Annotated in this window: 12 protein-coding genes; 5 read left to right on the top strand and 7 right to left on the bottom strand. The window is 64.0% G+C overall.

What is annotated here, in order from left to right:
• Positions 1-10: 10 nt before the first annotated feature.
• The 7 genes from ACWHXT_RS06655 to ACWHXT_RS06625 form a co-directional block, all read right to left on the bottom strand.
• Positions 11-448, bottom strand: coding sequence for a bifunctional adenosylcobinamide kinase/adenosylcobinamide-phosphate guanylyltransferase (locus ACWHXT_RS06655; protein ID WP_447957687.1), 438 nt, complete (start codon positions 446-448; stop codon positions 11-13).
• Complete coding sequence (locus tag ACWHXT_RS06650; protein WP_447957686.1) at positions 400-1,044, bottom strand: histidine phosphatase family protein; 645 nt, start codon at positions 1,042-1,044, stop codon at positions 400-402. The genes ACWHXT_RS06655 and ACWHXT_RS06650 overlap by 49 nt, the downstream gene beginning before the upstream one ends.
• Positions 996-1,757, bottom strand: a complete 762-nt coding sequence (locus ACWHXT_RS06645) for an adenosylcobinamide-GDP ribazoletransferase (protein WP_447957685.1) — start codon at positions 1,755-1,757, stop codon at positions 996-998. The genes ACWHXT_RS06650 and ACWHXT_RS06645 overlap by 49 nt, the downstream gene beginning before the upstream one ends.
• A gap of 13 nt (positions 1,758-1,770) precedes the next feature.
• Complete coding sequence (locus ACWHXT_RS06640) at positions 1,771-2,301, bottom strand: bifunctional adenosylcobinamide kinase/adenosylcobinamide-phosphate guanylyltransferase (protein WP_447957684.1); 531 nt, start codon at positions 2,299-2,301, stop codon at positions 1,771-1,773.
• Positions 2,298-3,317 (bottom strand): adenosylcobinamide-phosphate synthase CbiB, encoded by a 1,020-nt coding sequence (gene cbiB / locus ACWHXT_RS06635; protein ID WP_447957683.1) that lies wholly within the window; start codon positions 3,315-3,317, stop codon positions 2,298-2,300. Before cbiB ends, ACWHXT_RS06640 begins: the two co-directional genes overlap by 4 nt.
• Positions 3,314-4,351, bottom strand: coding sequence for a nicotinate-nucleotide--dimethylbenzimidazole phosphoribosyltransferase (gene cobT / locus ACWHXT_RS06630; RefSeq protein WP_447957682.1), 1,038 nt, complete (start codon positions 4,349-4,351; stop codon positions 3,314-3,316). The genes cbiB and cobT overlap by 4 nt, the downstream gene beginning before the upstream one ends.
• Positions 4,352-4,510: 159 nt before the next feature.
• Positions 4,511-5,959 (bottom strand): efflux transporter outer membrane subunit, encoded by a 1,449-nt coding sequence (locus tag ACWHXT_RS06625; RefSeq protein ID WP_447957681.1) that lies wholly within the window; start codon positions 5,957-5,959, stop codon positions 4,511-4,513.
• A 205-nt stretch (positions 5,960-6,164) separates the two neighbouring features.
• On the opposite strand from ACWHXT_RS06625, the gene ACWHXT_RS06620 reads away from it, so the two are divergent.
• From ACWHXT_RS06620 to glk, 5 genes are all read left to right on the top strand, one after another.
• Positions 6,165-7,193 carry an efflux RND transporter periplasmic adaptor subunit gene (locus ACWHXT_RS06620; RefSeq protein ID WP_447957680.1) on the top strand — a complete coding sequence of 343 codons (1,029 nt, stop codon included), beginning with the start codon at positions 6,165-6,167 and terminating at the stop codon, positions 7,191-7,193.
• Positions 7,194-7,202: 9 nt separating this feature from the next.
• Positions 7,203-10,364 (top strand): efflux RND transporter permease subunit, encoded by a 3,162-nt coding sequence (locus ACWHXT_RS06615; RefSeq protein WP_447957679.1) that lies wholly within the window; start codon positions 7,203-7,205, stop codon positions 10,362-10,364.
• A 127-nt stretch (positions 10,365-10,491) separates the two neighbouring features.
• A complete protein-coding gene (locus ACWHXT_RS06610) occupies positions 10,492-11,388 on the top strand; it encodes an NAD-dependent epimerase/dehydratase family protein (protein ID WP_447957678.1) in 897 nt (298 codons plus the stop codon).
• Between the two features lie 126 nt (positions 11,389-11,514).
• On the top strand, positions 11,515-13,404 hold the full coding sequence (gene edd / locus ACWHXT_RS06605; RefSeq protein WP_447957677.1) for a phosphogluconate dehydratase: 1,890 nt from the start codon (positions 11,515-11,517) through the stop codon (positions 13,402-13,404).
• Positions 13,404-14,369: a glucokinase gene (glk, locus tag ACWHXT_RS06600; RefSeq protein ID WP_447957676.1), complete on the top strand. Its 966-nt coding sequence runs from the start codon at positions 13,404-13,406 to the stop codon at positions 14,367-14,369. Before edd ends, glk begins: the two co-directional genes overlap by 1 nt.
• The last annotated feature ends 61 nt before the right edge of the window (positions 14,370-14,430 follow it).

The following is a 14,430-nucleotide window of genomic DNA, read 5'->3' as shown; positions in this document are numbered from 1 at the left end:
CCTGACAAGGTCAATCGACCTCGGCGAGGCGCTGGGTCAGGCCGTGGCGCACGTACCACACGCGCTCGGCGCGCTTCGCCGCGTCCTGGCTCAGCCAGCCGTTCAAATCGCGCAGGCGGCGGTCGTCCTGAGCCATGGGCACCAGGCCTCGGCCTACTTCGTTTAAAATCAATACGATGGTCGCGTTGCGGGCCGCAGCGGCCTGGCATAGAAAATCGATATCCTCACGCCATTGAGCGCGCAGGCGGTCGTTATCCGCCTCGTATTCGCCGTGGCGCGCCACCCAGTTTAAAAAGCCGTTGATCACCAGTGGTTTGTTGGGCACCAGTATCGAGTGGCAGTCCGCCAGGCGCTGGCCCGGGGCGAGGGTCCACCAGGCGGCGTTTTCAAAGCGCGCTTTTACGGCGTCTCGTTTTCCAGCGCGGGCACCGCCGATGAAAAGCTGCATTGCCACCCCTCTTGCTGAGCGTGATACTTGAGTGTCAGGCGCCGGCCAGTGGCCTGGAGCACCGTGGCCTCCCAGAAAGGCACGGACTCGAAACGCCGTCTTAGTTCGCGAATCACCCCGCCGTGGGTGACCGCCAGTATGCGCTGATGGCCGCACTGGCGGGCGCTTTGGGCCACGTCCTCGAGCCAGGCGTCCAAGCGGTGACGCAGATCACCCGCGGATTCGCCGCCGGGGATTCTAAGCTCTCCTACGCTATCAATCCAGGCGCGATAGCCCGGGTCGTTTTTGAGTTCGTCGTACACCTTGCCCTCGTAGTTGCCGAAGTCGAGCTCACGAAGCCGGGGCTCGTCATGGACCGGCGCTACACAGGCTTCGGGCTTGATCCACTCGAAGGTTTGTCGGCAGCGGGTCAGGTCACTCACGTAAATGGCGTCGAACGCCTCCCCTGCCAGCGCTTCGCGCAGCGTGTCGAGGCCCTCTTTCGCATCGGGCAACAACAACGGAATATCGCGCTGGCCCTGGTAACGCCGCTCCAGATTCCAGGCCGTTATCCCGTGGCGAACCACCACCAGCTCCACATCACCATCAAAAGCCACAGTTCAACTCCTTCTATCAAAGCGCCGGCCATATCCCCATTGATGCCCCTGAAGGCACGCAGAACACCCGCCCGGTAAAGCGCGGTAAACAAAAGCGCCGCCATGAGCCACAGGACCAGCGCCGGGTAAAAAAGCGCCACTACCAGTAGCGGCACCAGCGCAAGCACGGCGTCTTGCGCGGTAAGCGAGCGCTTGAAACTGTAGGCAAGCCCCGCTTGATGAGCGCAGGGGCTTAGCACCAGAAACGCCGCGCCCGCAAAGCGGCCCAGCGCCGGAATGATCAAAAGCCAAACGAGCGGCGCCTGGTAGACGAGCAGCGCCCATAAAAGCACCGCCTTCCAGGCCAGCAGGAAAAAAAGCGCCAGCAGCCCGAAGCTGCCTACCTGGGGGTCTTTCATGATTTCGAAGCGCCGCGCCAGCGGCTGGTTACTGCCCAGCGCATCGGCCAGGTCCATCGCGCCATCGAGATGCAGGGCGCCGCTCAGCGCAACCCACAGGCTCAAAAGCGCCAGCGCGCCAAGCGGCGCGGGCATCGCAACGTACTCCAAAAAATGCGCGACGAGCACGAGCACGGCGCCGATAAAAAGCCCCACCACCGGGTAGGTTCGCAGTGCCCAGCGCCGGGTGGCGGCGTTCCATGGGCACTCGATGGGCAGCGGCACGCGGGTCAAAAACTGAAACGCCAGCACGGCGCCGAACAGGGCGTTTTTCAAGGCGGTGACTCTTCTAATCGGTATTTGCGGGTTTCCACTCGACGCCGCGCCCGGCGACGACCTCGACCACCGAGTCGGCTTCCTGGGCCAGCAAACGGTGCAGGCGCTGCAGAAAGCTTACAAAGCGCCAGACCACCGGGTCCTCCGGCAGCAGCGCCTCGTTGATGTCGTTGGAGACCACGACCAGGTGCAGGCGCCGGGCGCGGGCTCGTTGCACGAACGCCTCGAGGCGCCGGACGCCTTCCTCCTCGGAAAGCCCTGCGCTGAACAGGAGCTGGCTGGCCCAGAGCGTCAGGCAGTCTACCAGCACGGCCTGGTGGGCCGGAATACGTGCCAGCGCCTGGTCAAGATCAACCGGGGCTTCGAGGGTGACCCAACGGCTGTCGCGCCGGGCCCGGTGATGCACTACGCGCTCGGCCATCTCGGCATCACTCACCCGCGCCGTTGCCACGTAGTAGCAGTGCCCCTTAGCGGCTTTTAGCGTGAGGCTTTCGGCCAGCCGGGACTTTCCCGAGCGCGCCCCGCCGCTTATGAACGCGATCATTCGGCCCCCAGGCGCAGGGTCACCGCACCAGCCGCCGAAGCGAGCGTTTCGAGCGCCCCTCCCGCCCAACCACAGATGATCATCATCAACAAAAAAAGCCCCCAGGCCAAATGCATCAGGCGAATCGTCACGGCGATATGCCGGGCGCCGAGCGTGACCCTCCCCGGCCCCAGCGTTGCACGATGGGAAACCACACCCTGGTAATAGTTGACCCCGCCAAGGCGCACCCCCATGAGCCAGGCGACCATCGCCTCGGGCCAGCCGGCGTTGGGGCTTGGGTGGCGCGGCGCTTGGCGCCGGGTATGGGTAAAGGCATCGGCCACGAAGAGGGTTTCTTTACCGCTGGCCGCTAAAAGCGCCCCCGCCGCCCACAGGCAGACCGCAGTCAGCCGCGCGGGTAGCCAGTTGGCGATGTCGTCAAGCTTCGCCGAGGCGAAGCCGAAATCCGCGAAGCGGGCGTTTTTGTACCCCACCATGGAATCCAGCGTATTGACCGCCTTGTAAGCAAGCGCCAGCGGCGCGCCGCCGATGAGGGCGAAAAAAAGCGGCGAGGTGATCCCGTCGACGCTGTTCTCGGCCACGGTTTCCACCGCGCCGCGGGCGATCTCGGCCTCATCCAGCTGTTGGGTGTCGCGGCCCACCACCCTGGCCAGTGCCTGGCGGGCGCCGGGTAAATCGCCCCGGGCGAGCGGCGCGGCAATCATCCGCCCTGCCTCGGCCAGGCCCTTGATCGCAAAGGTCGTGGCGAGCAGCCAAAGCTCGGCGGCCAGGCCAAGCCAGGGGTGCACCCTGCTCAACAGATCGAGAAGCAGCGTCGCCAGGCCCAACACCCCGCCCACCACGACCAGTGTTAAAAGCCCGCCTTTGAAGCGCCGGGCAAGGGCGCCGCCGCGATTAAGCCGCGCTTCCAGAAAATCGATCACCCGGCCCATGCCCACCACCGGGTGCGGCAGCCGCCGAGGGTCGCCCACGGCCAAATCGACCGCGACCGCCCAAAGCACCAGCCAAACCGTCACTCGCTTGCAACGCCGGCGTTTGCAAACGTGGCCATCTCACCCATCATGGCGCAGGCGGCGGTCAATAGCGGAAAGGCAAGCGCGGCGCCGCTGCCCTCGCCCAGGCGCATGTCGAGTTCGAGCAGCGGCGTGGCCTCCAGCGCTTCGAGCGCCAGGGTGTGGCCAGGCTCCGCGGAGCGGTGGCCGAAAACCAGATAATCGCGCACCGCGGGGCACACCCGTACCGCCACCAGCGCCGCCACGGTCGCGATGAAGCCATCGACCACCACCGGCAAGCGGTTGGCGGCGGCGCCAAGATAGGCCCCGGCCATGGCGGCAAGCTCCAGCCCGCCTAGAGCGGCCAGCACCGAAAGCGGCGCCTCGCTATAGGTGCGCTCGTTCAGGGCGCGCTCGATCACGCCCACCTTGTGCGCGAGACGATCCTGGGCCAGGCCGGTGCCCGCCCCTACCAGCGCGGACACCGGATGGTTCAAAAGCGCCGCCAGCACCGCGCTACTGGCAGTGGTATTGGCGATCCCCATTTCGCCGAGTATCAGGCTTTTACAGCCGGCCCTTTGGGCGCGCGCAACGGCGTCCGCGCCCGCCTGCATCGCACTTTCCACTTCTTCCCCGGTCATCGCATTTTCCCGAGCGAAGTTGCGCGTGCCGCGGCGCACTTTGGCAGCGACCACCCCGGGCGCTTCGATATCGCTTGCCACGCCCACATCGACCACTTCCAGCCGTGCGTCGATCTGGCGGGCAAATACGTTGACCGCCGCCCCGCCGCTGGCGAAGTTGGCGACCATTTGCGCGGTCACATCCTGGGGAAACGCGGAGACGCCCTCGGCGGCCACGCCGTGGTCCGCGGCGAAGACGATCACCCCGGGCGGGGTCACATCGGGGGTGAGCGTGGCGCTGATTTGGCACAGCGTGACAGCCAGGTCTTCCAGCCGCCCAAGACTGCCCGGGGGTTTGGTGAGTGAGTCCAGATAGGCCCTGGCCTGGCGCTCCATGCCGGCGTCAATGGGCTGAATGCGGGAAATCAGGGTGTCCATGGCGGGCTCCGGCGCGAACGGGGTGGGTCAAGGTTTTAAAATCGGGCCGGAAAAAACCGCCGGCCACGAGAAACGGGCCTGCCAGAAGCAGACCCGTCGCGAGTGACACCCATGATACCAAAGCCTGGCCGCGCTGGCTTTGCCTCTGCGCCCCGGATATCAGCGGGGCTGGCTCTCCCAGCCACCGCCCAATGCCTTGAAGAGCGTGGCCACGGCGGTCAAGCGCTCGCTCTGCACCGCCGAGCGGTCGAGCCTGGCGGAGAGCAGCGAGCGCTCGGCGTCCAGGCGCTCGAGCATGCTGGTTTGGCCCTGGTCGTACATCAGCACCGCCAGGTCGCGGGCCCGCGATACCGCGGCGAGCTCCTCGTCCGCGGCCTCGATGCGCTGCTCGGAGAACCGGTAGCTATTGAGCGCGTCGCGCACCTCGACGAAGGCGGTCTGCACGGTGAGCCGGTACTGGGCGTCGGCCTGCTCGACCTGGGACTCTGCCACTTCCACGTTGGCCCGGGTGCGGCCGAAATCCAGAATCGGGCCGACCACCGAGGCGCCCAGCCCCCAGGCGCGGGCGTTGTCGGTGAACAGGTCGCTCGAGTCTGCGGCAACGCTTGCAAGCGAAGCGGTCAGGTTGATCGACGGAAGCCTGGCCGCCTCGGCGACGCCCACCTGGGCGTTGGCGGCAATCAGCGTCGCCTCGGCGGAGCGGATGTCCGGGCGGCGCTGTAGAAGTTCCGAAGGCAACAGCTGCGGCAACCGCTGGGGTTCGGCGATCTCGACCAGGCGGGTGTTGCCGTAGTCGAGCTCCCCCATCAGCTCCGCCGGCGTAAGCCCCACCAATGTGGCCAGCGCCCCTTTCAGCGTTTCTACCTGCTGGTTGACCTGGGGGAGCTCGGTGCGCACGCTGCGCCACTCGGCCTCGGCCTGGCGAAAGGCAAGCTCGCTGATATCGCCCAGATCGAAGCGCAGCTTCTGTAGCCGGTAGGTCTCTTCGTAGGTCGCCTCGGTCTCTTCGAGAATATCGCGCTGGTACTGGGCGTTTTTCAAATCGAAATAGGTGGTGACGACATCGGCGATCACGCCGATCTCCGCGGCGTCCCGGGCGAACAGGTTTTCGCCCAGTGAGGCCAGCGCCGCCTCGCGCTGGCGCTCGAGCCGGCCCCACAGATCCAGCTCGTACTCGAGGCTTGCCGCCAGCGAGAACTCGTTGTTGACCGAGGTCAAAAGATCCTGCACCGGGTCGATGTCGATGGGGATCGAGGCCCCCGGCATGCGCTCCCGGTTGGCCTCGAGCTGATAGCCCACGGTGGGAAAGCGATCCGCGTCGGCAAAGCCGAGCTCTGCCCGGGCCTGCTGAATGCGCGCCAACTGCACGGCGAGCTCCAGGTTGTCCTCGGTGGCACGCTCGACCAGGGCGTTGAGCGCCGGGTCGTCGAACTGGCGCCACCAGTCGCGCCACTCACCGCGCTCGGTTTGGCTCAGAGTGATTTGCTCGGGCCAGGTATCGGGCAGCGCGATCTCCGGGCGCTCGTACTCGGGCCCCACCGCGCAGCCGGTTAAAAGCGCCAGCCCCACCGCGCTCAGCCAGTGGCGCTTAAAGACTCCCTTCTTCATCGATTCTCCTTGCTTTTTTAATCACTTACTTGCGCGGACCGGCCATGAAAATCTGGCTTCTCGAGGGCTTAAAAATTAAAACGACTGTTCGCGTTTTTTCAGGCACCCACTATAGTAGGTGCCTGACGTAATACCACCCCGTTTTAAAATGCTACTGCCCGCAGGGAGACGCGACGCAATGAGGCCGGTTTTTTCATGGATAGCTTTGTTCATTACGCTTTTGGTACTAACCGGCTGCGGTGACGACGAAGAACCCCAACAGCGCCCCGCCCAGGTCGTCAAACTGGTGGAAGCGAAGCAGCAGTCCGTCTACCCCGGACGGCGCTTCGTGGGCCGGGTCGATGCGCGCAGTACGGTCGACTACGCCTTCCAGGTCGGCGGCCGGCTACAGGAATTCCCCGCGGTTCAGGGGGCCATCATTCCCGAAGGCGAGCTGATCGCAAAGCTCGACCAAACCGATTACGTGCTGCAGCTGCGCGCCGCCGAGGCGGATTTCGAGCAGGCCCGGCGTAATCTGGATCGCCAGCGCACCTTACGCAGTCAAGGCGCGGCGTCCCAGGCGGCGCTAGACGCCGCCGTGGCCGAGGCCGAGCGCGCCGAAACCCAGCGCGATACCGCTCGCCAGGAACTCGCCTACACCACGATCCACGCGCCCTTCGATGCGCTGATCGCGCGTCGCCTGGTCGAGAACTACACCACCGTGCCGCCCAACACCGAAATCGTGCGTATTCAGGATATCTCGGAGCTGCGCATTCGCTTCAACGTACCCCAGGCGCTGATGCAGCACCTGGAGAACGGCCGTGCGTTCAGCGCCGAGGCGGAAATCGCCACGCTCCCGGGTCAGCGCATTGTGCTCGAGTACCGCGAACACGTGACCGAGCCCGACGAAGTCGCCCAGACCTACGAGGTCGAGTACGCCCCGGTGGGTGATGGCCTCATCGCCCTGCCCGGCACCACCGCCACGGTCTACATCCAGCCCGACGCGCAGATCGAAAGCCCGCTGATCGTGTTGCCCAGCAGCGCCCTGGACAGCGACGAAGAAGGCGCGTTTCGCGTGTGGGTGTTCGACGCCGACGAAGGCGAGGTAAGCCCCCAAACCGTTAGCGTCGGCGAGATCGTCGACGACCAGGTGATGATCGTTGCGGGCCTGGAAGAAGGCACCCGCGTGGTCGCCACCGGCGCGCACCTCTTGAGCGAGGGCATGCGCGTCAAACCCCTCGAAAACGCGCTTTAAGGGGGCGTCATGGATATTGCAAAGCGCTCGATCGAAAAACCGATCAACACCTGGCTTTTGGTTGTCATCTGCGTACTGGGCGGCATCTGGGGTTTCAACACCGTCGGCAAGCTCGAAGACCCGTCGTTCACCATTCCCTACGCGATCATCAACACGCCCTACCCCGGCGCCACCGCCGAAGAGGTCGAAGAGGAAGTCACCGAGCGCCTGGAGCGTGCCATCCAGGAGATGGAGCAGCTCGACGTACTCGACTCCAAATCGCTGCCCAACCGCTCGGAAATCCAGGTCGAGATTCAGGACACCTACGGCAGCGACCAGCTTCCGCAAATCTGGGACGAGCTGCGAAGCAAAGTGAACGACGCCCAGGCCGACCTGCCCCAGGGGGCGCTCCAGTCCCAGGTCAACGACGATTTCGGCGAGGTGTACGGGCTTTTTTATGCGGTCACCGCCGAAGGCTTCTCGACCCGTGAGATTCGCGATATCTCGACGTTTTTGCAGCGGGAGCTGCTCGCCGTACCCGGGGTCGCCCGGGTCAGTTCCGCCGGCGAGCGCGAAGAGACGATCTATATCGATATCTCCAACGAGCGCCTGACCACCCTGGGCGTCACGATCGATCAGGTCATCGACACCATTCAAACCGAAAACGCCGTGGAGGACGCCGGCACGCTCAGAGTGGGCGACCGCCAGGTGCGCCTGGTGGCGCGCTCCAGTATCGACAGCACCACGCTTTTGGAGTCGATTCGTATCGGCCGCCCCGGCACCACCGAGCAGGTGGCGCTGGCGGACATCGCGACGATCTACCGCCAGCCCACGGAGATCCCGGATCACGTGGTGCACTACAACGGCAAGCCCGCCTTCACCTTAGGCATCGCCGGTATCGCCACGGAAAACATCATCGAAATCGGCGAGGCGGTCGAGGCACGCATGGAGGAGCTTCAGACCCGCATTCCGCTGGGGGTCGAGCTGCACCCGCTTTACGAGCAGCACAACGTAGTGAACGAGGCGATCAACGACTTTTTGATCAACCTGGCCATGTCCGTGGGTATCGTCATCGGCGTGCTGTGTCTGGTCATGGGCTGGAAGATCGGCGTCGTGGTGGGCAGTACGCTGCTGTTCACGGTGCTGGGTACGCTGTTCGTGATGGGCCTTTTCAACATCGAGATGGAGCGCATATCGCTGGGCGCGTTGATCATCGCCATGGGCATGCTGGTGGATAACTCCATCGTGGTCGCCGAAGGGATGGTCACCAACATTAAGGGCGGCATGAAGGCCAAGCGCGCGGCAAGCGACGCCGCCAAACGCGCCCAGATGCCGCTTTTCGGCGCCACGCTGATCGGCATCATGGCGTTTGCGGGCATCGGCCTTTCAAGCGATGTGACCGGCGAATTCATGTTCTCGCTTTTCATCGTCATTTTAGTATCGCTGATGCTGAGCTGGGTGCTCGCGCTGACCGCGACCCCGCTATTCGGCTACTACCTGCTGCGCAAAAAAGGCGAAGAGGACGACGCGGACGAAGCAAGCGACGAAGAGTCCCAGCAGAGCCAGCAGCGCGAAGAAGCAAGCGACGAGAACGGCGATAGCCAACAGAATGACCAGGACGACGATAAGCCCCGCGGTATCGTCTACGGCACCTATCGCACGCTGCTGCTCGCCGCGCTCAAGGTGCGCATCATTACCGTCTCCGCGCTGGTGGTGATTACCGGGGTCTGCATGTGGGGCTTCACGCTGGTGCCCCAGTCGTTTTTCCCGGATTCCAGCACGCCGCTGTTCTTCATCAATTACGAACTGCCCCAGGGCGCGGACATTCGCGCCACCCTGCGCGATGTCGAAGAGATCGAAGCCTACATTCTCGAGCAGGAGGACGTGGTCTCGGTGGCAAGCTTCGTGGGCCGCGGCGCGACGCGCTTCATGCTCACCTACTCGCCGGAGCAGCCCAATACCGGCTACGCCCAGTTCATCATTCGCACCAATGAGCTCGACCCCATCGACGGGCTGGACCGTCAGTTCTACAAGGAGCTCAACGAGCGCTTCCCCAACGCCCAGGTGCGCACCCAGCGGCTGCAGTTCGGCCCGGGCGACGGCGCGGATATCGAAGCGCGCTTTGCCGGGCCCTCGCCCCAGGTACTGCGCAAGCTCGGCGACGAGGCAAGAAAGCGCATGGCCGCCAACCCGCTTTTAATCGACGAGCGTATCGACTGGCGCCAGCAGGAGCTCATTGTCGCGCCCCTCATCAACGAAGAACGCGCGCGCATCGCCGGCGTCACCCGCGAAGATATCGCCCAGACGCTGCAGTTCGCTTCCTCCGGCGTTCGCGCCGGCACCTACCGCGAAGGCGAACACCTGATACCGATTACCGCCCGCGCCCCCGCGGCGGAGCGCGACGACGTGGCGCTACTTAGCGATCGTCAGATCTATAGCCAGGCGCAGCAGCGTTTCGTGCCCCTCTCCCAGGTGGTCGACGACTTCGAGATACGCAGTGAAGAAGCGCTGATCGAGCGGCGTAACCGGGTGCGCACGCTGACCGTGGGCGCCGAGCCGGACAAGGGCTACACCGCCGCCCAGGCGTTTGACGCCGTGCGCGCCGAGATCGAAGACATCGCGCTTCCGCCGGGCTACACCCTCGAGTGGGGCGGCGAACACGAGGACTCCGGCGACGCCCAGGCGTCATTGGGTCAGCAGCTGCCGATGAGCTTTCTGATCATGGTGCTCACCTCGATTCTGCTATTTGGCAAGCTCAGACAGCCACTGATCGTTTGGCTGGTGGTGCCGATGTCGGTGTGCGGCGTGGTCATCGGGCTGCTCGTGACCGGCCTGCCCTTCTCGTTCACCGCGCTTTTGGGCATGTTGAGCCTTTCGGGCATGCTGATGAAAAACGCCATCGTGCTGGTCGACGAGATCGACGGTCAGATCGGTGAAGGCAAGGCCCGCTTCACAGCCCTCGTGGATGCCAGCATCAGCCGTTTGCGGCCGGTCTTTTTGGCCGCCGGCACCACCATTTTGGGCATGATTCCGCTTTTGTGGGACGCCTTTTTCAACAGCATGGCGATCACGATCATGGGCGGGCTCTTGTTCGCGTCTATACTGACGCTGATCGCCGTACCCACGCTGTACGCGCTGTTCTTTGGCATCAAACGCGACGAGGTGGACGAGAAAAACACCTCGACCTCTTGAGATGACTTGAGATAAAAACAAGCGCCCAGCGTGCCCGCCTGCCCACTCCAGGGGCCGGCGGGCACGCTGCCATTGAAACGGTGCAAAAAAGCGTTCGCGACCCATTACAACAATCGGAGAACTCACCATGCGTCTTTTATTCACTGGAGGCAGCGGCAAGGCGGGGCGTCATGTAACCGCTTATCTACGCGACCAGGGCCACCAGGTGACCAACCTGGATTGGGTCAAATCAGACGTGCCCGGCGTCGACACCCTGATCACCGATCTCACCGATGCAGGCCAGGTCTTCAACGCCTGCCAGGCTTACGCCAACGCCAATGAGCTGGAACCCGGCACGGGCGTGCCGCGCTATGACGCCATCGTGCATTTTGCCGCCATACCGGCCATTTTGCACCGGCCGGATAACGAGACCTACCGGATCAATACGCTAAGCACCTATAACATGCTCGATGCTGCCACCAAGCTGGGCATTCCCAAGGTCATCTTCGCATCGAGCGAAACCACCTACGGCATTTGCTTTGCCGATGGCGAGCGCAAACCCGACTACCTGCCCGTCGACGAAGCGCACCCTACCGTTCCCGAAGACAGCTACGCCATGAGCAAGGTGGTCAACGAGGCCACGGCGCGCTCGTTCCAGGCGCGCTCGAACATCGACATTTACGGCCTGCGCATCAATAACGTCATCGAACCCCACGAGTACCGCGAGAACTTTCCCGCCTACCTGGACGACCCGGGCCTGCGCCGGCGCAACATATTCGCCTACATCGACGCCCGTGACCTGGGCCAAATGGTCGACTGCTGTTTGAAAGTCGATGGCCTGGGGTATGAGGTCTTCAACGTGGCCAATAGCGACCTGTCCGTCGGTCTGACCAATGCCCAGGTGGTCGAGCGCTACTATGCAGGCGTTGCCATCGAGCGCGAAATGGGGGAATTTGAGACCTTCTACAGCATCGAAAAAGCGCGCCGCCTGGTCGGTTTCGAGCCGCGCCACACCTGGCGAGAAGAGCTGGGGCAGAAGGACTGAACCACCGGATCAAGGTAATAAAACAACCGATTTGGTTTTTTATTGGCGAAACATCGCTCATATAGATGCTAAAAATGTAAAATAACGACAGTTCCCCAAGACCGTTTCTACCCTGCGGAGGCTTTTATGCCGAGTTCAACGCCTGCCACCTTAAACGCCACCGTCGCCAAGGTGACCCAACGCATTGCCGAGCGCTCCAAAGAGCGCCGGGCACTGTACGAGCAGCGCATGGCCGACCAGCACCGTCGCGGCGTGCACCGCGGCGAACTCTCCTGCGGTAACCTGGCCCACGGCTTTGCCGCCTGCAGCCCGGGTGAGAAAGACTCGCTGAAGCTGATGAACAGCGCCAATCTGGGCATTATCTCGGCCTACAACGACATGCTCTCGGCGCACCAGCCCTTCGAAACCTTTCCGGAAACGATTCGCGGCGCGGCCCGGGCCATGGGCTCCACCGCCCAGTTCGCCGGCGGCGTACCGGCGATGTGCGACGGCGTGACCCAGGGCCAACCGGGCATGGAGCTTTCGCTTTTCTCCCGGGATGTAATCGCCATGGCCACCGCCGTGGGGCTTTCCCACAACATGTTCGACGCTGCGCTTTATCTGGGCGTGTGCGACAAGATCGTACCCGGGCTTTTCATCGCGGCGGCGCGCTTTGGCCACCTGCCGGCGATGTTCGTGCCCGCCGGGCCGATGCCATCGGGCCTGCCCAATAAGGAAAAAGCCCGGGTCCGCCAGCTCTTCGCCGAAGGCAAGGTGGGCCGCGCGGAGCTTCTGGAGGCCGAGTCCGAGTCCTACCACAGCCCCGGCACCTGCACCTTCTACGGCACCGCCAACTCCAACCAATTGATGATGGAAGTGATGGGCCTGCACCTGCCCGGCACGTCGTTTGTGAACCCGGGCACCGAGATGCGCGAGGCGCTGACCCGCTTTGCCACCGAGCAGGCGATTCGCAACACCGAACCCGGCGGCGCGTACCGCCCGTTCTATCAGCAGATCGACGAGCGTGCCATCGTCAACGCGGTGGTCGGGCTATTGGTCTCCGGCGGTTCGACCAATCACACCATGCACCTGATCGCCATGGCCGCCGCCGCGGGCATCACGCTCACCTGGGATGACTTTACCGAGCTTTCCGCGGTCACGCCGAGTTTGATGCAGGTTTATCCCAACGGCCAAGCGGACATCAACCACTTCCAGGCCGCCGGTGGCATGAGCTATCTGTTCCGCGAGCTGCTCGGCGCGGGCCTCATTCACGGCGACATCCCCACCGTTTTCGGCACGGACCTGACCGCCTACACCCAGGAGCCCTTCCTGGAAGATGGCAAGCTGGTTTGGCGCGAAGGCGTGGATGCAAGCCTGGACGAAAACGTGCTGCGCCCGGTGGCCACGCCTTTCGCGCCCACCGGCGGCTTGACCGTGCTGGACGGCAACCTGGGCCGCGGGGTGATCAAGATTTCCGCGGTGACCGAGGAGCACCGGGTGCTGGAGGCGCCGGTGCGTATTTTCGATGACCAGAACCAGATGAAAGGCGCGTTCGAAGCCGGTGAGCTCGACCGCGACGTGGTGGTCGTGGTGCGCTTCCAGGGCCCCAAGGCCAACGGTATGCCGGAGCTTCACAAGCTCACGCCTTTCCTTGGCGTATTGCAGGACCGCGGCTTCAAGGTCGCGCTGGTGACCGACGGGCGCATGTCCGGCGCCTCGGGCAAGGTGCCCGCGGCGATCCACATCAGCCCGGAAGCGCTGGACGGCGGGCCGCTGGCCAAACTGCGCGACGGCGACGTGGTTTTTCTGGATGCCAACACCGGCGTGCTCGAAGCCAAAGTGGACCCGGCGGAATGGGCCAAGCGCGGCCTGGCCCACGCCGACCTGGACGAGTACCACGTGGGCATGGGCCGGGAGCTCTTTGGCGGCTTTCGCCACCTGGCGATGCGCGGTGAAGAAGGCGCCGGCGTGTTCGGCGGTTTCGAGGCCGAGGACTTGGCGCGCCAACAAAACCAGATTTCCCAGGAAGACGCCTGATGCGACCGGCCTTGATCGGCGATATCGGCGGCACCAACGCCCGCTTTGCGCTGGTGATCCCCGGTGATACCGCGCCTTACGACATGCATAACCTGCCCTGCGCCGACTACGCCGGGCCCATCGAGGCGATCAAAGACTACCTCAAGCTGGTCGGCGCGGTGGAGGAGCTCGCCCCGCGCGAGGCGTGCCTGGCCTTTGCCTGCCCGGTCCACAACGAGCGGGTCAAGATGACCAACAACCCCTGGGACTTTCAGAAAAGCGCGGTGAAAGCCGCGCTGGGGCTGGACGTTTTCAAGGTCATCAACGATTTCACCGCCCAGGCGCTGGGCGTGCCCCACGTGGATGAAAGCCACCTTTTCGAGGTGCAGGCTGGCCATGCCCAGCCCCACGCCGCACGGCTGATCATCGGCCCCGGCACCGGGCTTGGCGTGGCCGGGGTGTTTCCCGGCCGCCACGCCTGGATTCCGCTACCCACTGAGGGCGGCCACGTAAGCTTCGCCCCGGTGGACGAGCACGAACTCGCGCTTTTACGGTTTTTCCAAAAGCGCCACGGTCGCGTCAGCGTCGAGCGCGTGCTCTGCGGCCAGGGTCTTTTCGAGCTTTACCTGGCGTACTGTGAAATGAACGACGCCACGCCGCGTTTCGAGACGCCGGCGGAGATCAGCCTGGGCGCCGACGAGGGCGACGAACTTGCGCGCACGGCGCTTTTGCGCTTTTTGAAAATACTCGGCGACGTGTGCGGTGACGCCACGCTAACCCTGGGCGCACGGGGTGGGGTGTATCTCTGCGGTGGCATCTTGCCCAGGCTTCTGGACTGGTTGCCGCACAGCGCGCTTGCCCAAAGCTTCAACGACAAGGGCCGCATGCAGGCCTACAACGCCGACATTCCCATTCAGGTGGTCACCCACCCCTGGACGGGGCTTTTAGGCGCAGCGGAGGCGCTACATAACGAAGAGGTATTCTAGCCCTTCGGGCAAGCTTTTTGGCTCGAACAAAACCCATTCGTAAAAAACGGGTTCGCAGAAA

The organism is Vreelandella halophytica (genome assembly GCF_968193635.1).
This window is presented reverse-complemented; position numbering and strand designations above follow the sequence as displayed.